Below are 22,095 nucleotides of genomic sequence, written 5' to 3' on the forward strand. Positions count from 1 at the left end.
ATCATCTCCTATTCAAAGTGACAAATTACTTTATCCACTCTTTTCTCTCTAAGCTTATAAGCAACTTCTCCAGAAATCATATTTCCGGAAACTTCTATTTTTTCTCCCTCAATAAATAACTCTATCTTACTTATTTTTACTCCATTTTCTCCATAAGTAGATTTTTTAGATGGATTTATATATTTTATATTAATTTTTGAAAATAACTTAAATTCAATTTCTCCATTTTCATTAAAAAATTCTGTATTTATTTTTGGATTAAATGTAAATGTTAAATCATTATTTCTATACTCAAATAATTTATCACCTATAAAAATGTACTTCCACATACTTAAAAATTCTGCTGTAGATCCACTAAGTCTTGCACTAAATCCTTGTCCGTGTAGATTTTCATTTCCATTTGCACTACTTACTATAAATGATGAATTTTCAAGTACACTTCTTCCGTATGTTTTATAATCTAAAAATGGTGGTAACATAGTTTTTATATCTTTATAAAATTCATCTACTAAATTAGCTTTTAATATCTCTAATAAGTATTTGAATTCCATATGCATAAATATAGATTCATTTTCTAGCCATCCTGGCGTGAATGCTCTAAGTCTTCCTATACTATATGGTTCATTTTCTATGCTTTCTGATGTTTTATACATTTTTAATTTTTTATCATATATATTTGATTCTTTTACAAATTTATATAACTGTTTTTGCTCTTCATTATCTATTATTTTAAATGCTCTTGCTACTCCCTCTAAAAAATGTGGTAATGCTCTTACATCAAATTTTTTAGGAGTTATTATTCCATCTTTTTCTTCGTATTCTGTTAAAGTATATGTGAAATATGTAGGATAAATTCCTTTCCCATACTCTTTTGCTAATTTTATTCCTTTTTCCATTTTATTTAACATTTTTTCTATAGTTTTTATTAAAAACTCTTTTTCTACTATTTCTTTTGCTCCATCAATATAAAAAAATACTTTTTCTCTATAAGCCTCTTTTAAAGTTGCTACTTTATCCCAATACTCAAATTGATTATTATTTTCAAAATAATTATCTAATTCATTAGAAATTCCTATAATAAAGTCTTTTAATTCAACTAATATTTCAAATTGATTATTATTTGTAGATTTTAAATTTTCTAATAAAAATTCTAATATTCTTTTTAATTCAAAAGTTTCACTCATTCCAGAACCAATTATTCCAGGAAGTCCATTTAATGCATCATTCCATCCTGGTTTATTAGCTTCCATTTCAAGCCCCATTCCTAATGGATCAAGTGTTGCAAATTTATTTATTCCTAAAAGAAGAAGTTTTTCAAACATATTTGTTGAATATATTTCTCTAGTTTTGTCAACTAAATAATTATGACCTCTTTCTTTTAAAATTTCTTCTTTTTTATGATTTTCAAGTACTGCTCCTATTTGCATTACATTCCCTTTGTAAATTTTGTATTTATCCTTTCTTGCTTGTACAAACGCAGGACTATCAAATACTCTATATTTATTTTTATTAAATAAAATCTCTTCTATTTTTTCTGGATATATTTCTTTATATGAATCAATTAAATCCATTAAATATGTAAAATGATCAATCCAGTATCCTTCTCCAAATTCTGCTTGCTCAAACTGTTCACAGTCGTACATTAGTTTATTTATAAACTCTGTTTCATTTACTTTTAAATTAATTTTATTATTATTAATAAATGTTAAAACTTCTCCAGGAGTAAAATAATTATTTAATAAATATTCTCTTAATTCATCCATTTTATTTTCAACTAATTCAAATATCTTTGAATTAGAATCTAATCTAAATACAGTTCCTTTTACAACTAACGGATTATTTCCATCAGCTTGAATAAAATTAATAAACATATTTAAATTGAAATCTTCTATTTCTGGATTAAATAATATATCATTTCTTCTGTTTTGTAATACGTCTCTAAAATTTCCATTACCTTGAGAATATTTATTTGCTTGTAATGAGAAAAAATTATAATCTCTTTCTAAATCTCCATGTTTTCTAGAAAATATATGATATACATTTTTACCATTTTTACTATCAAATACTAATGGATAACCTCCTCTTAAAATATTATCCATATAATTTTGCTCACAATATTTATTAAACAATTCATTTGAGGTTTTAGTATAAATATTGTCAACTACTTCTTCAATTACTTCATCAGCTTCTTTTAATTTTCTTTCAACAAACTCATTTGTTTTCAAGATATTAATTTTTGCATTTATATCATCTCTATCTTCAGCAAAGCCAAACATACTATTTATTATCATTTTTTCATTTGATTTTACTATTTTTTCAATACAAGAAAATGCACTTGGAAGGGTATTTTCACAATATTGTTTTTTTAATAAAATCTCTTTTAATTTCTCATTTTTAAAATTATACGGAACTTGTAAACTCGTGTTCATTTCAAATAAAATATTTTTATCATATATAACATCTAAAAGATTATCTTCATTTGTTGCAAAATAAAAGTATCCACTTTTTATCTCTTCAACTACTTCTATATCTCCAATTTCTGTTCTTACACCATAAAATGGAACTTTTTTATCTGTATTTGATATTTGCATCCAAGCTCTAGCTGTAAATCCCATCTCCTTAAATAATGTGCTTGAAACACCATATGGCAATACTTCTGGTAATCCATCTACTATTTCTATATTTTTATCTTTATCAGATAAATTTTCTATTTCTACTCTTCTTATTAATCCAGGAAATTCTTCATTTGAAATAGTAAAATAAACCACTTTTACTTTTAATTCTAATTCTTTATTTATTTCTACTATTTCTAATTTATTTTTGTATATATACATATCTCTACTAATGTTATCGCTATGAGTTGTTTCTGAAAATGCTTCATAATATTCATTTTCAATTTTTAAAAATGTTCTAAACCCTTTTAAAGGTGTCGATGTATAACTTTGATCAGCTGGTTTAAATTCCATTATAGAATTGTCTTTATTTGTAATCCCAAAACTAGCAATTCCCTGACCTCTGTTTACATAAAATACCCACATCGGTATACCTTCTTTACCTGCAATCCCTGGTAAAAAACTAGAAAAACATTTTTGTTTATCATAGTTGTTAATTAAAAAATCAGTCTTTTTCATCATCATCTCCTATCTCTCCTTCTTCTTTATATCTTAATCTATATTCTATTGGTGTGATTTTTTCTATTTTTTTAAATATTTTTGAAAAATGTTTTGGATTCTTATATCCTACTTCTTCTGCTATTTCATATATCTTATAATCTACTCTTTTTAAATATTCTTTTGCTTTTTCTATTCTTATTTTGTTTAAATAATCTAAAAAATTCATTTCAAGATGTTTTTTAAAAATTGTTGAAAAATATGAATAATTTAATGAGACATAATTTGATACAACTGCCATATTTATATCTTTATTATAATTTTGTTTTATATATTCTAATGCTTTTTCTATATATACTTCTTCTATATTTTTACTATTCTCTTTTATAGAGCATATTTTTTTGAATGATTCCAAAATTTTATTAATATATTCTTTCATATTTTTACTTTTAATTTTTAAAAAATTTTCATTTAAAATATCTTTTTCTATTTTATCCTGATTTTTCAGAAAAATTCTTAAATAAAATAAGTTATGCAATTTTTCAAAACTTTCAATATCTCCATTGTTTATAAATTTATCATTAAATAGACTATTTATTTCTTTCTCTATTTCTTTAATTTTACCATATTTTAAATAATTATATATAGTATCTATTTTTTCATTATCTATTTCAATTTTTTTTCTATTTTTTATATTTTCATAAGTTATATTCTCTTTTTCAAAAAATATTTTATATTTTTTTAATTTTTCTATTTCATTAAAACTATCTTTTATACTTTCTTTTTTACTTCGGCATAAAAAATTGTACTCTATATCAGAAAAATCTATTTCTTTTTCAGATAAAATAATATATTGATTTTCATTTATATTTACAACTATATCTGATAAGCTATTTATATTATAAGTAGTTTCAATATAATAACAAGTTAAATTTTTTATATTTTTCTTTAATTTAATTAACAATTTTTCTATTTTATTATATTTCTTTCTTTCTAAAAAGATTAAAAAATCTTTTATAAAATCCTTTTTTTTATTTTGATTTTCTTTTTCTATTTCATTAAATATTTCATAAATATTATCTCTAAGCTCTTTTTCATCAATAGGTTTTAGTAAATAATTTTTCACTCCATATTGTATACTTTGTCTTGCGTATTCAAACTCATTAAATCCACTTAATATAATAGTTTTTATCTTTTTATCAAGTTTATTTACCTCTTTAAGTAGTTCCATCCCATTCATTGTAGGCATATTAATATCTGTTATGATAATTTCAAATTCTTCTTTCTCTATTATTTCTAATGCTTCTTTTCCATTTTTCGCTAACTTAATATCTAAATCAATAAAATTATTTTCTAATATTGTAGCAATTCCTAATCTAATAAATTTTTCATCATCTACAACTAAAATTTTTTTCATTCATATCACATCTCTTTTATTTTTATTAATATCCTAGTAAATTTATCTTTTTCACTTTTTATTTTAAATATGACCTCCGACTTAAAATATAAGTTTAATCTTTCTTTTATATTTTCAAGACCTATACCACTCCCTTTTGTTGTCTCTCTTATCCCTATACCATTATCTAAAATATCAAATATTAAATTTTTATTTTCTCTTGATATTTTTATTTGAATAATTCCTTTTTTATTTGACGGTATAATTCCATGTAAAATAGAATTTTCTACAAGAGGTTGTAGTATCATCTTAGGAATTTCTTGTTCTTTTAATTCTTCTCCTATAAAATATCTAAATTCTATATATTCATCAGTTCTTATAGAAAAAAGTTCTATATATCGTTTAATATAATCTATCTCTTCATATATTTTTACTTCTGTTTTATTTATATTCATACTATAACGAAGTATTCTACCAAGGTTAGTAATTGCTTTAGATACTTTGTAATCTTTATTTATATAAGCTATCATTTTTATACTTTCAAGAGTATTTTGTAAAAAATGACTATTAATCTGAGATTGTAATGCTTTTATTTCAAACTCTCTAGATTTTCTTTCTCTCATTATATTATCCTCAATTAATTTTTTTATTCTCTTTGTCATAGAGTTTATTTGCATTGTTAAAACATAAAAATCATCAACTTTATTATTTAATGGAATTTCGACATCTAAATTTCCATTTTTTATCTCTTTTATTCCTTCTATTATATATTCTAATTGTTCAAATATTCTAATTGATACAAAATAAGATATATAATATATAATAATAAGACTAATTATTGCTATAAACATAAGATAAATTCCATATGTTATCATATCTTTATTTATATTGTTTTTCTCTATATAGTTTATAAAATACATATCTAAAAAAGGTATGTATTTATAATAAATAATAGATCTATTATCTTCTATTAAAGAAATTTTTTTCTTATTCATGAACTCGTGTTTATAAAACTTTTCAAAATTAAATATACCATTTTTTAAATCTATTGTATAGTCATTTTTTACAAAATAATATTCCCCATTATCTTTACCTATTATTTTGTCCAAATCTATTTTAAGTTCTAAATATACACTTTTAGGATAAAAATATATTTTTTTTATTGAATAAATGTAATTTTTATTATTTTCTCTAATTATCGTAGTATTATCTTTTAACAAACTTTTATCTGGTAAATGATTTTTTATAATTGGTTGTATCTCTAACAAGTTTTTATTATCAACATATATTTTAAATTCTGATATTTCTTTCGAAATAGATAGTATTTTTTCATAATTATTAATTGTTTTTTTTATTTCTAAATACTCTAATGGTTTTTTTTCTTTTTCAGAAGTTAAAAATTCTAATAATTCAAAATCACCTCTAAGTATTGTTTTTATTCTCTCTAATTTAAAAAAATTTTCATTTAAATTATTAGCTATCTGTTCAGTTCTATAAAATCTGTCTTTTTTTATTTTTATCTCTTGCGTTTCATTTAATGTATAAAAAATATATATAGCAATAATTATTACAGGAATAAAAATTATTGCTATATATGCAAAAGATAGTTTCTTAAATATTTCGCTTTTAATTTTTTTCATAAAAAAGCACCTCTTCTTAGTCTTTTATATTATTATACCTCAATTTACTAAGAAGAGGTACTAAAAATTTTATTTTTTAGATTTTTTTATTATTTTAATCCTAATTTAGCTTTATTTTCTTGCATTTTTTTACTTCTATATGCTTCTAATTTTTCAAATCCAACTTTATTTCTATAATCAATAAAATCTTGTAGTATATCATCAAATTCTTTTTCTGATTCTGCAGTTATTAATTTACCAATAACTGTAGATCTTTTTAATGCAATTTTATCAGCAATTATTCCTTCTGGAGTATTTTTCTTAGGTTCTATCATTTCCATTTGGAATCTAGGATATACTTTTCCATATGTCCATTCAATTGGTTGTTTACTAGGTCCTGCAGGTGGTAATCCCCATTTTTCTTGTTGCATAGCAACATCCATAAACATCCAATGCATATCATCAGCACCATGAATTTGATCAAATGCTTTTCTGTTTTCTTCTCTTAATTTTTTTACTTCTGGTAATAATTGAGGTTTACCGTCAATCATATCCCAAGTTTTCCCTTGTTTTCCTAAATAAACTGTTCTTTGTCCTTCTTCACTTATCATATATGTAAAAAATCTAATCGCTTTTGCTGGATCTTTACAGTTTTTAGATATTAATGTAACTGTCCATCCACTTATTCCTGGTCCAGCTAATTGATGTTCATCACCTTTAGAATTTTTAGGCCCATCTACAGCTATGTATACTGAATTTGGATCTTCTTTATATCTTACTGTTAAAGGTCTTAACGCATCTATATGAGGATATAGCATTGAAAAATATCTTCCTTGAGACATTTTTTCTTCGATTTGTGATCTTTTATCAACAAATACATCTGTAGCAATAAGTCCTTCTTCATAAGCTTGTCTAAATGTTTTTAACCATTTTATATAGTCAGGATCTGTATATCTATCATATACTTTTCCATCTTTTTCTAATGGTACTGCTAAGAAATTTTGTAAATAATCACCTAAACTATTTTCAACTCCTTCTTGAAATCCAATAGGAATAATAGGTTGTCCATTTACTGTAGGAAATTTTTCTTTTACCGCTCTTAAAGCTTTTAAAAATCCTTCAGGTGTAGTCATATCAGGACTTCCTATAGCTTCATACATATCTTTTCTTACTAAGAAAGTTTGATTCGAACTAATTTTTGTAGCTGTTTTATAATCTTCTAATGTATAAGATGCATTTGGATATCCATAAGTATGTCCATCTTCTTGTTTAAACCAATTTAATTTATCTTTGCTAGCTATTTTAAAGAAATACGGATCATATTTTTCTGCTAATTCATCAAGTGAATATACTTGACCACCTTTTATCATTAAATCAATAATAGAATCTCTTGCATCTAAAGTAATCAGATCTGGTAAAGTACCAGAAGCTATCATTGTATTTAATTTTTCTGTACCATTTCCAGCTGGTACTATATAATTTACAGACACTCCAGTTTTTTCTGTAATTTCTTTTGTTACATAATCTTCTCCCCATTTTCCTCCAAACCAAGAATAGTTAATATACCAATCAAATGTTACTTTAGAATCATCTTGTTGCCATCCTGGTTTATTAGGATTAACTTTCACTTTCTCTTCTTTTACATCTTTTTTCTTATTAAAGAAAAGCCCTGCATTTACATTTACTACCATAATTGAGAACATAAGTGCTAATGTTAAAAATAATTTTCTCTTTTTCATTTTTACCTCCTGTTTTTTATTTTTTATAGAAAATTTAATAATTTATTCTTTTACAGCTCCTAATAACATTCCTTTAACAAAATATTTTTGTAAGAATGGATATACTGTTACTATTGGGAATGTTGTTAGAACCATTGTTGCTAATTTTATAGATTCCGATGTAGTTTTTGCAACATTTGTAAGTGTTGCTGGCATTGCATCCATCATTTGATTTGATGAACTTTGTGCTATTACTTTATATAAAAATGTTTGTATTGGTTGTAAGTCTGGATTATTAATATAAATTACCCCTGTAAAAAAATCATTCCAATGAAATACTCCATTAAATAAAGCTATTGTAGCAATTACCGGCATAGATAACGGTAAGACTATCTTTATAAATATCTGAAAATCATTTGCGCCATCTATATACGCTGATTCTTCCAAACTTTGCGGCAATTCTCTAAAAAATGATTGAAATATAATCAAATCAAAGAAACTAAATAATGTTGGAATAATATATACTAAAAAATTGTCTAAAAGACCTATTTTTTTTATTAATAAGAAAGTAGGAATTAACCCACCATTAAAAAACATTGTAATTATTCCAATTGTTAAATAAATTTTTCTTCCTGCTAATTCTCTTTTAGAAAGTCCATAAGCAACCATAGCTGTAAAAAAAACGTGTGTAATAACCCCTATAACAGTTCTTGAAATAGTTATTCCAAATGCTTTAAATATACCTGGTGTTTTAATTACTGTAATATAACTTTCTATACTAAATTTTCTTGGCCACCAATATATTCCTCCAAGCATAGTATCACTAGCATCGTTAAATGATAAAACAAGTGTGTACCATACTGGATAAATTATTATAAAACAAAATAATACCATTATTACTGTATTTATTATATCAAATGTTTTTTCACCTTTTGATCTCATACTCATATTCTTCCTCCTTATCTAAAATAGCGCTTTACCATTTATTTTTTTACTTGTATAATTTGCAGATACTAGTAATATAAATGCTATTACAGACTTAAATAATCCAACTGCTGTTGCATATGAAAATCTAAGTGATTGAAGCCCCATTTTATACACAAAAGTATCAATAACTTCACTTGCTGATAAGTTTAATGGATTTTGTAATACTAACATTTGTTCAAAGTTTGTATTTAAGATTCCACTTACTGCAAGAATAAATAATATTGTTATTGTTCCTTTTATAGAAGGAAGTGTAATATGCCAAATTTGAGCCATTTTCCCGGCACCATCAATTTTTGCAGCCTCATAAAGTGTTGGGTTTATCCCCGCTATTGCTGCTAAATAAATAATTGCATTCCATCCTAATTCTTTCCAAATATCTGATATAATTGATATTCCCCAAAAATATTTTGGATGTGCTAAAAAAACTATCGGTTCTTGAATAATACCTACTCCCATTAATACTTTATTCATAAGTCCTGTTTGAGATAACCAATTTATCATTATCCCACCAAGCACAACCCATGAAAAAAAGTGTGGAAGATATGATATTGTTTGTACATATTTTTTTAGTTTACTATTATATAATTCATTAAGCATAATAGCAAACGCTATTGGTAATGGAAACCCAATAATTAATTTTAACACGCTAATTCCCAACGTGTTTTTCATAACAAGAAAAAAATTATCATCCATAAAAAATTCTTTAAAATTTTCTAATCCTACCCATGGTGCACTATTAAAAGTATCAATTATAGTATAATTTTTAAATGCTATAATGATTCCATACATTGGAATATAATTAAATATAATCATCCAAATAATTCCAGGTATAACCATTAAATGTAAATACTTCTGTCTTTTAATTAATTTCCAAGTTTTTTTTAATTTCTCATTAAAATTTTCTTTTCTCTTTAATGACCCTGGTTGTTCCAAACCTCTCACCTCTTTTTCTTTTTTTGTTCTATTTAATTATTAACTATACAATAATAGTACTATTTATTCATAAAAATAAAAAGATAAGTATTTTGAGATTTGGTATCTATTTTTTGGATTTATATTTTTTTATAAATTTATTCATATGTTATTACTTTTATATAATCTATTTCCATTATTTGCGGAAAAGTAGTATTAATATCAGGAGATTCTGGCCAATTTCCACCAACTGCTACATTTAATATTATAAAAAAATCATCATCAAATACCCAATTTGAAATATTACTTCGCTTTTCCTCGTGGTACATTTCATTATCTACATACCATTTTATTGAAGTAATATCCCACTCCACTTTAAATATATGAAAATCATCTGAAAAGTCTCCACTAGATAAAGTATAATTAGAGCTTTTTCCATTAGCTCCAGAATATCCTGGTCCATGAATAGTACCATATATTTTAGAAGGATTATCACCTAAAAGTTCCATTATATCTATTTCACCACAATCTGGCCATCCTTTTGTAGATATATTTTCTCCAAGCATCCATATAGCAGGCCAAATTCCTTTACCTTTTGGTAATTTAGCTTTTACCTCTACAGTCCCATATGTAAAACTAAATTTCCCTTGTGTTTTTAATCTACTTGATGTATATTGATATCCATTTTTATTTTCTTTTTTAGCAGTTATTATTAATTTACCATCTCTTAATTCACTGTTTTCTTTAGTATAATATTCTAATTCAGCATTCCCCCATCCATTGTTCCCATTTCCTACTTCAAATGTCCAGATATTTTCATCTATTTTATCCCCATTAAAGTTTTCTTCCCACACTACTTCTTTTTTATCACTATTATCAATTATTTTTATCCCACCATTTGTTTTATTAAATCCCCTATTACACCCAATAAATAAGATTAAGATTATAAAAACTAAATATTTTTTCATTAAGAACTCCTTATTATAATTTTAACAATAGCCTGCTAAAATATTTTAACAGGCTATTTTAGAGGAGATGTTTAAAACTGTTACTACTTCTATATAAAAGTATTCCCTTTATACATTTTCTTACTACTTTATTTTTTTAATAAACTAATATTAGAAATTCTTACTGTTGTTGCTGCATCTGAGCCTGTGCCTGATACATTTCCTAATTCAAACACTAATTGACAATTACTTGCATCTGCTGCAGTCTCTGTAGATGTAAATGCTATTGTTTTTGTTTCTTTTGTTGTTATTACACTTATTTTTTCAGAATGTTGTTCGTTCCACCATGGATCACTTGATAAACCTTCTCCTACTTTTACATTTATATCCCTTGCTTCATCTGCTTCTATATCAAATGTTATTGTATAATTAGTACTATTTTCTAATGCAGATGGTAATGTGAAGTATACTTTTGTTGAATAACTATTACTTCCTATTGCATTTATTTTTGCTATTAATTCATCTCCATTTCCTGTTGCTGTTACACTTCCACCATCACCCTCATATTTTCCTATTATGTATGCATCACTTTCCCCTAAAAAATCTGCTGTTACTTTTGTTGTATCTACTACATTTGCTGCTGTAACAGTAATTTCTTTTGTTGCTACATTTCCATCTATTGCTAAAGTTATTATAGTAGTTCCTTCTTTTATTCCTGTAACTACCCCTTTGTCTGATACTGTTGCTATAGATGTATCTAAACTTTTCCACACTACTCTATCATATTCAACTCCTATAGGTTCTATAACTGCTGAAAGTTGAATAGTTTCTCCTATGTTTAAGCTAGAATCACCACTTATTGATACACCTTCAACTTTTGTTGTTTCAGGTTTTAAACAAGCTGTAAACATAGATAATACTAGTATTAATAATAATGCTCTTACTTTTTTCACTAAAAACCCTCCTTATTTAATTATATTTTTTATTTAATTATTAAAATGCTACTGTAATACTAGCTTTTAATTCATGTGTTATATAGCCCGAATAATCATCAGCTACGTCCCACATCCAATTTTCCCAGTCACTTCCAGAGTGCGACCAACTTTCTAATCCATCATACCAAACATGGCTAACTTCTTTTTTATATACTGAATTTTCTAATTCTGTTTTACTAGCTTCTCTGTTTAATTTATAATTATCATATTTATACATTAAATCAAATGTTACATCATTTACTACATATTTAATTCCTGTTTTTATCAAATATTGTCTTCCATAAGCATCTTTTATAACATCATTGTTTTCAGTAGCATATCCAAAATTATAACTTCCATATAAAGTAGTTTTATCATTCATTTTATAATCTGAAGAAGTTCCTACTTTTATTCTTTGTTCATTTGAAAAGTTTTGTGAAATTGTATTATCGTCACCAGTATAGTAATTTACATCTACATTTATATTAGTATTTAATTTTGCGCCTTGAACTAATGCATATCTAGCATTTACATTATAATCATTATAAAGAATATCTGTTTCTTCTACCCCACCATTAGATACATCTTTTCCACTATTTGTTTTCACAAGTCTTCGATAGCTCCCAGCTACTCCCCATTTATCTTCATTTATTTCTACTTTTCCTAATAATTGTGTTTCGTTAGTATCTTCATTATCATTTAAAGCTGATCTAGTTTTATCATAATTTGTGTAATCAACTGTTGTTTTTACTATTAAATCAAATGGTAATGTATAAACAATTTTTCCATTATATCCTTTTTCATATCCTGTTCCATCTTCATATGCAAAACTAGCATTCCCAAGCCATGAATCATGTCTCTGAGAATTTCCAAGTACCGCAGTATAATCTTCTCCTACATTTTTATATCCAACAGATACTTCTAAATCATCAAACGGAGTAACAACTACTGTGGCATCTACTATTGTATTATCTTTTTTAGCATCTACTCCACTTAAATCATAGCTATCTGTAATCCAAGGAATAACTTGTCCTGTAGTATTCATTACAGATGTTACATCCTTTCCATAGTTTGCTATTATATATTCTCCTTTTATACTTACTAAATCAATTGGTGCAAATTCACCATTTACTGCCAATCTTAAAGTATCTAAATCTTTACCAAAATTACTTCCTGATATTTCACTAGACTTATCATGTACATTTACCGCTAATACTCCTATATTTCCTAATCCAAAATCTTTTTTAACATCAAATCCATATACCAATTTTGTTGACTTAAGATCATTTTGTGTTAAATTTGAAGCTGTATTTGTTGTTACATCTTTACCATCTATACTTGAAGGTGCTTCACTTGCTTGAAACATAAATGTTTTTGTAGTAAATCCATACACGTCATCATTTTCTAATAATACTCCTTCACCATAAGGTAATGGTTCTCCCCAATTATCTTCTAATTGCATAGCTAATACTCTTTTATTAAAATCAAAATTAAAATTATTTGTTAATGTAAATTTCCCTATATCAGTATTTGTTGTCAATGTTATATCTTTAATTATTAGTGGAGAATTATCTCTTACTGTAGCAAATTCTTGTCCATAAGTTATTCCTGAACCATTTGCTTGACCTATTAATTCATCAATTATAGTTTCAAATCCTAAGTTTATATTTGTATTTTCATTTAATTTAACATTACTATTTAAATTTAAAATAGCCTGAAATTTATCTCTATTATCATTCCAGTTATCATTTGTTGATTGTTTCCAGTCTCCAGTACCAAAAATATTCCCATTACCATTCATCGAGTACCATTTATTTCCGTTTATTTCTCTAAATTCATCAAAGAAAAACTGTAGTGACCCACTCATATCAATTTGTGCTGCTGCTGCAGTTATTGAAAATAATGCTAAAGCTAAAGCTACATGTTTTTTCATAATTCCTCCTTATTTTGTTTTATTTTTAGTTAATAATTATATTTTTAAAAAAATTATTTTATATAAAAAATTATTTTTTCATTTTACTCTTTTACAACTTCAAATTTAATATTATCTAGTTTTACTGTATGTGGTCTATTTTTAGTTTTTCCTACTTTCCCTAATAAAAACTTTAATCCTACTTCTTCTGATTTATCCGCTACAAATTCTATAGTATAAGTTTTTGGTTTTTTCTCTGCTTTTACTAGTGCTTGTCCTTTTCTTTGATATGTAGAGTTTTCAATGCTTACTCTTATCTCTCTTGCTCTACTACTTGAAATATCAAAACTTACTCTATATTTTATTCCTTTTATTATATTTACATTTTGTGATAAAATATTACTCCATTCTTCAGCTCCTATATCTTTTACTTTTATTTGAGCAGTACCGCTTCTTATTACAAATGTAGATTCTCCACCAAATCCATAATCTTTACCAAAGAATAATGTCCAATTTTTCTTTGTAGAACCTTTTGAAAAATTATCATCAATTAATATAGTTTGAATTTTTGAATAATCCACTTGTTCTGTCATTTTAATATTGTCTAATGTTAACTCATCTTTAGAGCCTAAAAATTCAAATATTAAGCTTGTTCTCAAGTCTGTTATATTTTTATTAGTAAAATTAATTTTATACTCTTTTTCTTCACTCGAAAGTTTTATTTTTTGTTCAAAATATTTTTTGTTTCCATTTTTATCTTGTAAAATTATTCTTATACTATTTCCTTTTTCTGATTTTGCCTTAAATTTAAGGTTATATATTGCATCTTGTTTTAATTGAATATTTTCTTGAATTAATTTTGGATTATCACCATTATTTATTATATTTAATACTCTTTCTATAACTTTTGCTTCACTATTAGTTGATTTAAAATCCCAAAATAACATTCTTTTTTGATCACCTTGATCAAATGTACCATTATAAACTAAATTTCCATTTACTAAAGGTGCTTTACTCATTGATAACAACTCTTTTACTGGATCTTCTATCATTTCAAGCTTTATATTCCCAAGCCATACTCCTAATTTTGAAAGACCTAAATGAAATTCTACTTTTCCATTTGGATCACTATCTTGTATCATCTGAAACATTGTAGTGTATCTATTTATATCTTTTGTTAAATTAAAAGTATTAGTATGGTAAGCTGCCCATCCTCTATTTTCACCGCCACCAATTTTTATACCTATTTCTCTATTATTTTCAGCTTTTGCATCAAAACTTAATTTATAGTATCTACCTTTCATTATTGGAGCTTCTTGAATTACTTGTATTGAGTACGATTGATTTCCTTGATTATCAATATTCGCTTTTAAAAATTTCTCTCCATTTATAGTTTCATACGTATAACTTCCCGCTCCTCCAAAATGAGTAAGTAATTGCCAATTTTCTCCATTATTAGCAAAATCTCCATTATATATAAAGTTTCCATTTATTGGTTGTTTTATATCTGCTGGTAATTTTTCTAAATCAATTTTAGGTTTTGATATATTTTCATTGTATCCACCTTCTAATTCATATACTCTAATATAATCTACTTCTAAAGTTTCAGGAAATTTTGTGCTCCCGTCTGGATCTCCATCAAACCATCCACCAACTGCTAAATTCATAATTAAATAAAAAGGTTGGTCAAATGGCGCAGGATATGTATAATCCACTGCTTCATTTTTATTTTTTGAATACCAGTTATTTTGTACTTGATATAATTCCCCATCTACGTACCATCTAATTTCTCCAGGTAACCACTCTACTATATAATCATGAAACTCTGTTGCATCACCATTTTTAAAATGGTACTCTTTTCCAGTATGTACATTTGCTGGCCAAGTTCCACCGTAATGAAGTGTCCCTGCTATTTTACTAGTGTCACTTCCCCAGCCTTCTATCATATCTATTTCTCCAGAAGCTGCCCAACCTCCATAAACATCATCTTGAGGTAACATCCATATTGCTGGCCAAAGTCCTTTTCCTTTTGGTAATTTAGCTCTAAATTCTACTTTCCCATATTTTTGAGCAAATTTTCCCTTTGTTACTATTTTTCCTGATGTATAACTAAATTTTTGTTTCCCGCCTGCTGCTTCGCCTTCAAAAGATTCTTTTTTTGCAGTGATTATTAATTTACCATCAGCTACTTTTATATTATCTTGTCTATCTGTATAATATTCTTTTTCATTGTTCCCCCAACCAGCAACCCATGTACCATTAGCCCAAAATCCATTACCAATAATATAATCCCATTTTGAACTATCTAATTTATTTCCGCTAAATTCATCTTTCCAAGTTAAATTCCATTTTTCATTTGCATTTGCAAATAATTGCATTGATAATAATAACAAAAACACTAGCCAAGTGCTTTTTCTTCTCATTTCTTCACTCTCCTTTGTTTTGTTTTGATACTTTTTTTTTACTTACAATACAATTAAACCACTTTATAATACAAAAAATAAGATAGATATTTTTGGATTTGGTTTCCATTTTTTTGATTCCAAAAAATAAAACCTAAAAAAATAAATCAAAGCAAAAAATAAAAATAGATTTTGACTTTTTTTTATTTTTTTTGTACTATGAAGTTATTAATAAAAAATGGTGATAATTATGACAAACGAAGAGTTAAAAAAAATTTTTTTAGAAAATAATAATAAAATATTAAACAATTTAGATAAGAATAATGATAATTATAGACAGGCTATACATAAATTATGTTCTATTGCTATGTGTTTTGATGATGATATTGTTATTGATTTATCTATTGAAATTGCTGAAAACAAAGAAAATAAAAAGTTAGTTAAAGAAAAGTTGGATAATTTAAATAATTATATTCAAATTAATTATAAAAATTATTAAAAGGAGTAACCAATGAATATTTTAATTGTTGATGATTGTATTGAATTAGCAAACAAAATAAAAGAAACTTTTGATAAATCTTATACAGTTTATATTGAACATACTCCTAATAAAGTATTAGACATTGTTAGTTCAAATGAAATAGATCTTATTATAATGGATATAGATTTAGGTCATTCAAAAAATGGTTTTGATTTAATTAGAGAAATACGAAATGATGCTGATAATTATGGTATTCCTTATATTTTTGCATTAACAGCTAAAAAACAAGATTTTTATGAAGAAATGGGATATAATTTAGGTGTTGATGATTATTTAAAAAAACCTTTTCGTTTAAAAATATTAAATGAAAAAGTTAAAATTTTAGCAAAACGAATAAAAAAATCTACTTCAAATTTACAGTATGGTAATTTAATATTAAAATCTGATACTAACGAAATATTGATTGAAGATAATAACTTTTTTTTAAATGATCCGTACTTTTCACTTTTAGAATTTTTAATATTAAACAAAAATATAAATCTGTCTAGAAAAAAAATTTTTGAAAATATATGGCCTGAAGAAATAGTTGATAATTATAGAAGAGTTGATGTTACAATAAAAAGATTAAAAGATAAAGTCCCATATATAAAAGATAAGATAGAGACTATTTATGGTTTTGGATATAAACTTATAAAAATTTAGCCAAAAAATACATATGCTCCTGAAGATTTCTATCTTCAGGAGCACTATATATTAATAGACTAACCCCTTTGTCCATCTTAATTATATCTTTAACTTATTACTAACTTGTTACACAGTTTGTTTTAATTGTTTTTTTATTTTTTTCAAAAAATACATATGCTTTTAAAAATTTTTATCTTCAGAAGCATATGTATTAATAGACTAACCCCTTTGTCCATCTTAGATATATCTTTAACTTATTACACATTTTATTTCAATTGTTTTTTTTATATTATTATTACTCTTGAAATAAAATTACATATGTTATATAATATTTTAAAATATTTTATAAAGGAGAGGATTCGCCTTGGGAATTTTTTCAAGTAAAAAAAAATATGCAACTGTAAAAAGTGAAACTGATGGAAAAACTATAAAACCGCTTTCTACAAATAATTTATGGGTAAAATGTGATTCATGTGGTGAAATTTTATATAGAAAAGATATCGAAAATAATTATAAAAAATGTCCAAAATGTGATTTTTATTTTAATATGAGTGCAACAGAAAGGATTTCTTTATTAATTGATAAAAATACTTTTAAAGAATATGACGCTAATATAATATCAGAAAACCCTCTTAATTTTCCTGGTTATGAAGAAAAAAAAGAAAGAGCTAAAAACAAAAGCTCCCTTAATGATGCTGTTATTTCTGGCGTTGGAAAATTAAATAATATTGATGTAAGTATCGCTGCTATGGATTTTAATTTTATGGGCGGTAGTATGGGGAGTGTTGTAGGAGAAAAAATTACTCGTGCTATTGAAAGAGGAATCGAATTAAAAATACCTGTTATTATAGTCGCTACCTCTGGAGGCGCTAGAATGCAAGAGGGAATTTTTTCACTTATGCAAATGGCTAAAACTTCGGCAGCACTTGAAAAACTAAGAGAAAATAAACTTCCATTTATATCAATACCCGTAAATCCTACTACTGGTGGTGTTACTGCTTCATTTGCTATGCTTGGTGATATTATAATCTCTGAACCAAAAGCTTTAATTGGATTTGCAGGTCCACGTGTTATAGAACAAACTATAAAACAAAAATTACCAGAAGGATTTCAGACTAGTGAATTTTTATTAGAACATGGGATGATTGATATAATAGCTAAACGTGAAGAATTAAAAGATACAATTTATAAAGTATTAAATATCCTTATTTAGTACTTTATAAAAAAAATTGATAAAGCCTCGTACTAAAATATAACATAAATAAAAACTTAATAAAAGTTTGATTAATATAAAATTATCGGAGGATAAAAATGGATTTTGAAAAAGATATTAAAGATTTAGAATTAAAAATAGAAGAACTTAAAAAATTTTCCGAAGAAAAAGGAATAGATTTAAAAGAACAAATTGATAAATTAGAAGAACTTAAAGCTGATAAAATGAAATCTCTATATGAAGAAATAACTCCATGGCAAAAAACTCAAATTGCAAGACATCAAAATAGACCCTATACTTTAGATTATATTGATTTAATTATAGAAGATTTTGTTGAATTACATGGTGATAGATTATTTAAAGATGATAAATCTATTATTGGAGGATTAGGAAAAATCGGTAATGAGAAAGTTGTTATAATCGGTCATGAAAAAGGTAGAACTTTAGATGATAAAATCTTTAGAAATTTCGGTTCCCCAAATCCTGAAGGATATAGAAAAGCTCTTAGACTTATGAAATTAGCCGAAAGATTTAATTTACCTGTTATTAGTTTTATTGATACTGCTGGTGCATATCCAGGACTTGAAGCAGAAGAAAGAGGCCAAGGAGAAGCAATAGCTAGAAATCTTATGGAAATGGCTGGACTTAGTATTCCTACAATTTCTATAGTTATAGGAGAAGGTGGAAGTGGTGGAGCTTTAGGTATAGGTGTTACCGATAAAATTTTTATGTTAGAAAATAGTTATTATTCTGTTATTTCTCCTGAAGGATGTGCTTCTATACTATTTAGAGATGCCTCAAAAGCATGTGATGCTGCTGAATATTTAAAATTAGATGCAAAACATTTACTAGAATTTGGTATAATTGATGATATAATTTCTGAACCTCTTGGGGGAGCTCATAGAAATCCTGAATATACTGCAAATAATATAAAAGAAAAAATTCTTTCTACTTTAGAAGAATTAAAATCTTTTGAAATATCACTTTTAAAAGAAATTAGATATAAAAAATTAAAAAATATTGGTAAATATAATCTAATATAACTCTCTAAGGTTGCGTTTTACGCAACTTTTTTGTTAAGTATAATTTTATTTTTTTTTGATTTGTAAATCTATCCTTAAATAGCACACTTTTGTTAGTTATGTTTAAAAAAAACATTGTAAAATGTTGTTTTTTGGTATATAATGAAACGGAATATGTATATTTTAAATTAAAAGTCTATCAATATTTATAGTCTTGAGAAAGGAGAATGGTTTAATTGAAAAATATAGCTATATTAACTAGTGGTGGAGATGCCCCTGGTATGAATACTGCTATTAGAGCAGTTGCTAAATATGCAATGTCAAAAGGAATTACAGTATATGGCATTAAAAGAGGATATGCTGGAATGTTAAATGATGAAATTTTTGAACTTACTCCAAAAGATTTAGGTGGAATTATTGACCGTGGAGGAACTTTTCTTTTAACTGCTAGATTGCCTGAATTTAAAAATCCAGAAGTAAGAGCTGAAGCTGTAAAAAATCTTAAAAAAAGAGAAATTGAAGGATTAGTAGTTATTGGTGGAGATGGTTCTTTCCATGGAGCTGATTTATTATACAAAGAACATGGAATAAAAGTAATTGGTATTCCTGGTACTATCGATAATGATATTGCAGGTACTGATTATACAATAGGGTTTGATACTACTTTAAATATAATTTTAGATGCTATATCAAAAATTAGAGATACTGCTACTTCTCATGAAAGAACTTATTTAATTGAAGTAATGGGAAGAAATGCAGGAGATTTAGCTCTTTATTCATGTCTTGCTGGTGGTGGAGATGGATTATTAATACCTGAAAAAGAATTTTCTATTGATGACTTAGCTATGCAAATAAATAAAAGAAGAGAACAAGGTAAACTACATGACGTTATTTTAGTAGCTGAAGGTGTAGGTTCTGCTTTTGAAATAGCTGAAAAATTAAAAGGAAAAGTAAAAAGTGAAATGAGAGTAACTGTTCTTGGTCATATCCAAAGAGGTGGAACTCCTAGTGGATTAGATAGAATTATTGCTACAAAAATGGGCGCTCATTCAGTAGAATTATTAGAAGAAGGTAAAAGTGGTTTAATGATAGGAATTGAATCAAATAAATTAGTTACTTATCCTATATCTCATGCATGGGAATCTAAAAAAGAAATTGATATAAAAGACTATGAGTTAGCTTTAACTTTAGGTCATTAATTTTATAAAAGAAACAAATAGATTGAATTAATTAGGGAGGTTTTGTTAATGAAAAAAACAAAAATGGTTTGTACTATTGGACCAAAATCAGAATCAAAAGAAATGTTAACTAAATTAGTTAATGCAGGAATGAACGTAATGAGATTAAATTTCTCACATGGTGATTACGAAGAGCATGGTGCTAGAATTACTACAATTAGAGAAATAATGAAAGAAACTGGTAAATACGTTGCTGTATTACTAGATACTAAAGGTCCAGAAATCAGAACTATTAAATTAGAAAATAGTGAAGATGTTATATTAGAAGCTGGTCAAGAATTTACAATAACTACTGATAAAACTGTAGTAGGAAACAAAAATATAGTTGCTGTTACTTATGCTGATTTTGCAAAAGATTTAAAAGCTGGAGATACTATATTATTAGATGATGGTTTAATAGGATTAACTGTAAAAGAAACTACTGATACAGAAGTAAAATGTGTTGTAAATAATACTGGAGAATTAGGAGAAAATAAAGGAGTTAACTTACCAGGTGTATCAGTTAATTTACCAGCTCTTGCTGAAAAAGATAAAGCTGATTTAAAATTTGGTTGTGAACAAGGTGTAGATTTTGTTGCAGCTTCATTTATCAGAAAAGCTTCTGACGTAAAAGAAGTAAGAGAAATATTAGATGCAAATGGTGGAAAAAATATAAAAATAATTTCTAAAATAGAAAATCAAGAAGGATTAGATAACTTTGATGAAATCCTAGAATTATCAGATGGAATTATGGTAGCTAGAGGAGATTTAGGAGTAGAAATTCCTGTAGAAGAAGTTCCTTTTGCTCAAAAAATGATGATAGAAAAATGTAATGAAGCTGGTAAAATAGTAATTACAGCTACTCAAATGTTAGATTCTATGATAAGAAATCCTAGACCTACAAGAGCAGAAGCTGGAGACGTTGCCAATGCTATATTAGATGGTACAGATGCTGTAATGCTTTCTGGAGAATCTGCAAAAGGTAAATACCCTGAATTAGCTGTACAAACTATGGCTAAAATCTGTGAAAGAACTGATAAAGAATTAGAGAAATTTGGACCTTTATACTACGAAGCTGATACTACATTAACTGAAGCTGTTGCTAAAGGTGCTGTAGAAGTTGCTGAAAATCTAGGCGCTAAAGCTATATTTGCTTTAACTGAAACAGGAAATACAGCTAGAAACTTAAGAAAATCATTCCCAACTGCAATGATCTTTGCAATAACTACAAACGAACAAACAGCTAGACAATTAATGCTAACTAGAGGAGTTTATCCATTTGTTGTAGACTCAATTTCATCAGCTGAAGATTTCTATAAAAAAGGATTAGAAGTAGCTAAAAAATGTGATTTATTAGCAAATGGTGATATTATCGTATTTACTTCTGGTGCTAATACTCAAGAAGGAACCACAAATAGTATTAAAATAGAAACTTTAGAAAAATAATTAATAATTTTTATATATTTTAACTAAAAAGGTGGAAATTCCACCTTTTTTTTAT

General features: G+C 25.9%; 16 protein-coding genes. 6 read left to right on the forward strand and 10 right to left on the reverse strand.

The features are described from left to right. Positions 1 to 8: 8 nt before the first annotated feature. From EV215_RS04925 to EV215_RS04970, 10 genes are all read right to left on the reverse strand, one after another. Positions 9 to 3,137, reverse strand: a complete 3,129-nt coding sequence (locus tag EV215_RS04925; protein ID WP_208320344.1) for a hypothetical protein — start codon at positions 3,135 to 3,137, stop codon at positions 9 to 11. Then, the gene (locus EV215_RS04930) at positions 3,118 to 4,527 is read right to left on the reverse strand and encodes a response regulator transcription factor (protein WP_134112892.1); all 1,410 of its coding nucleotides are present in this window, start codon (positions 4,525 to 4,527) and stop codon (positions 3,118 to 3,120) included. The genes EV215_RS04925 and EV215_RS04930 overlap by 20 nt, the downstream gene beginning before the upstream one ends. A gap of 5 nt (positions 4,528 to 4,532) precedes the next feature. Continuing rightward, a complete protein-coding gene (locus EV215_RS04935; protein ID WP_134112893.1) occupies positions 4,533 to 6,146 on the reverse strand; it encodes a sensor histidine kinase in 1,614 nt (537 codons plus the stop codon). A gap of 89 nt (positions 6,147 to 6,235) precedes the next feature. Continuing rightward, positions 6,236 to 7,864, reverse strand: a complete 1,629-nt coding sequence (locus EV215_RS04940) for an extracellular solute-binding protein (protein ID WP_134112894.1) — start codon at positions 7,862 to 7,864, stop codon at positions 6,236 to 6,238. 42 nt (positions 7,865 to 7,906) lie between these two features. Next, positions 7,907 to 8,791: a carbohydrate ABC transporter permease gene (locus tag EV215_RS04945; RefSeq protein WP_134112895.1), complete on the reverse strand. Its 885-nt coding sequence runs from the start codon at positions 8,789 to 8,791 to the stop codon at positions 7,907 to 7,909. 15 nt (positions 8,792 to 8,806) lie between these two features. Beyond that, positions 8,807 to 9,763 (reverse strand): ABC transporter permease, encoded by a 957-nt coding sequence (locus tag EV215_RS04950; protein ID WP_208320345.1) that lies wholly within the window; start codon positions 9,761 to 9,763, stop codon positions 8,807 to 8,809. A gap of 137 nt (positions 9,764 to 9,900) precedes the next feature. Further along, positions 9,901 to 10,710, reverse strand: a complete 810-nt coding sequence (locus EV215_RS04955) for a glycoside hydrolase family 16 protein (RefSeq protein WP_134112896.1) — start codon at positions 10,708 to 10,710, stop codon at positions 9,901 to 9,903. A 128-nt stretch (positions 10,711 to 10,838) separates the two neighbouring features. Beyond that, positions 10,839 to 11,642, reverse strand: coding sequence for an Ig-like domain-containing protein (locus EV215_RS04960; protein WP_134112897.1), 804 nt, complete (start codon positions 11,640 to 11,642; stop codon positions 10,839 to 10,841). A 40-nt stretch (positions 11,643 to 11,682) separates the two neighbouring features. After that, complete coding sequence (locus EV215_RS04965; RefSeq protein WP_134112898.1) at positions 11,683 to 13,596, reverse strand: hypothetical protein; 1,914 nt, start codon at positions 13,594 to 13,596, stop codon at positions 11,683 to 11,685. Positions 13,597 to 13,679: 83 nt separating this feature from the next. Beyond that, positions 13,680 to 15,998: a carbohydrate binding domain-containing protein gene (locus EV215_RS04970; protein WP_134112899.1), complete on the reverse strand. Its 2,319-nt coding sequence runs from the start codon at positions 15,996 to 15,998 to the stop codon at positions 13,680 to 13,682. A 229-nt stretch (positions 15,999 to 16,227) separates the two neighbouring features. Between EV215_RS04970 and EV215_RS04975 the strand changes: the two genes are divergently transcribed. The 6 genes from EV215_RS04975 (at position 16,228) to pykF (ending at position 22,040) form a co-directional block, all read left to right on the forward strand. Next, positions 16,228 to 16,476, forward strand: coding sequence for a hypothetical protein (locus EV215_RS04975; protein WP_134112900.1), 249 nt, complete (start codon positions 16,228 to 16,230; stop codon positions 16,474 to 16,476). 12 nt (positions 16,477 to 16,488) lie between these two features. Then, complete coding sequence (locus EV215_RS04980) at positions 16,489 to 17,160, forward strand: response regulator transcription factor (protein ID WP_134112901.1); 672 nt, start codon at positions 16,489 to 16,491, stop codon at positions 17,158 to 17,160. 346 nt (positions 17,161 to 17,506) lie between these two features. Next, positions 17,507 to 18,355, forward strand: coding sequence for an acetyl-CoA carboxylase, carboxyltransferase subunit beta (accD, locus tag EV215_RS04985; RefSeq protein ID WP_134112902.1), 849 nt, complete (start codon positions 17,507 to 17,509; stop codon positions 18,353 to 18,355). 98 nt (positions 18,356 to 18,453) lie between these two features. After that, positions 18,454 to 19,398, forward strand: coding sequence for an acetyl-CoA carboxylase carboxyltransferase subunit alpha (locus tag EV215_RS04990; RefSeq protein ID WP_134112903.1), 945 nt, complete (start codon positions 18,454 to 18,456; stop codon positions 19,396 to 19,398). A 215-nt stretch (positions 19,399 to 19,613) separates the two neighbouring features. Then, positions 19,614 to 20,576 (forward strand): 6-phosphofructokinase, encoded by a 963-nt coding sequence (pfkA, locus tag EV215_RS04995; RefSeq protein WP_134112904.1) that lies wholly within the window; start codon positions 19,614 to 19,616, stop codon positions 20,574 to 20,576. Positions 20,577 to 20,624: 48 nt separating this feature from the next. After that, positions 20,625 to 22,040, forward strand: a complete 1,416-nt coding sequence (pykF, locus tag EV215_RS05000; RefSeq protein WP_134112905.1) for a pyruvate kinase PykF — start codon at positions 20,625 to 20,627, stop codon at positions 22,038 to 22,040. The last annotated feature ends 55 nt before the right edge of the window (positions 22,041 to 22,095 follow it).

Origin of the sequence: Hypnocyclicus thermotrophus, from assembly GCF_004365575.1 — a bacterium.
GTDB classification, from domain to species: Bacteria; Fusobacteriota; Fusobacteriia; order Fusobacteriales; family Fusobacteriaceae; genus Hypnocyclicus; species Hypnocyclicus thermotrophus.

Coding starts and splice junctions, on each gene's coding strand:
- EV215_RS04940 (WP_134112894.1), bottom strand. CDS start 7,864: ATGAAAAAGAGAAAATTATTTTTAACATTAGCACTTATGTTCTCAATT.
- EV215_RS04975 (WP_134112900.1), top strand. CDS start 16,228: ATGACAAACGAAGAGTTAAAAAAAATTTTTTTAGAAAATAATAATAAA.
- EV215_RS04945 (WP_134112895.1), bottom strand. CDS start 8,791: ATGAGTATGAGATCAAAAGGTGAAAAAACATTTGATATAATAAATACA.
- EV215_RS04935 (WP_134112893.1), bottom strand. CDS start 6,146: ATGAAAAAAATTAAAAGCGAAATATTTAAGAAACTATCTTTTGCATAT.
- pykF (WP_134112905.1), top strand. CDS start 20,625: ATGAAAAAAACAAAAATGGTTTGTACTATTGGACCAAAATCAGAATCA.
- EV215_RS04955 (WP_134112896.1), bottom strand. CDS start 10,710: ATGAAAAAATATTTAGTTTTTATAATCTTAATCTTATTTATTGGGTGT.
- EV215_RS04990 (WP_134112903.1), top strand. CDS start 18,454: ATGGATTTTGAAAAAGATATTAAAGATTTAGAATTAAAAATAGAAGAA.
- EV215_RS04970 (WP_134112899.1), bottom strand. CDS start 15,998: ATGAGAAGAAAAAGCACTTGGCTAGTGTTTTTGTTATTATTATCAATG.
- EV215_RS04980 (WP_134112901.1), top strand. CDS start 16,489: ATGAATATTTTAATTGTTGATGATTGTATTGAATTAGCAAACAAAATA.
- EV215_RS04930 (WP_134112892.1), bottom strand. CDS start 4,527: ATGAAAAAAATTTTAGTTGTAGATGATGAAAAATTTATTAGATTAGGA.
- EV215_RS04925 (WP_208320344.1), bottom strand. CDS start 3,137: ATGATGATGAAAAAGACTGATTTTTTAATTAACAACTATGATAAACAA.
- EV215_RS04965 (WP_134112898.1), bottom strand. CDS start 13,596: ATGAAAAAACATGTAGCTTTAGCTTTAGCATTATTTTCAATAACTGCA.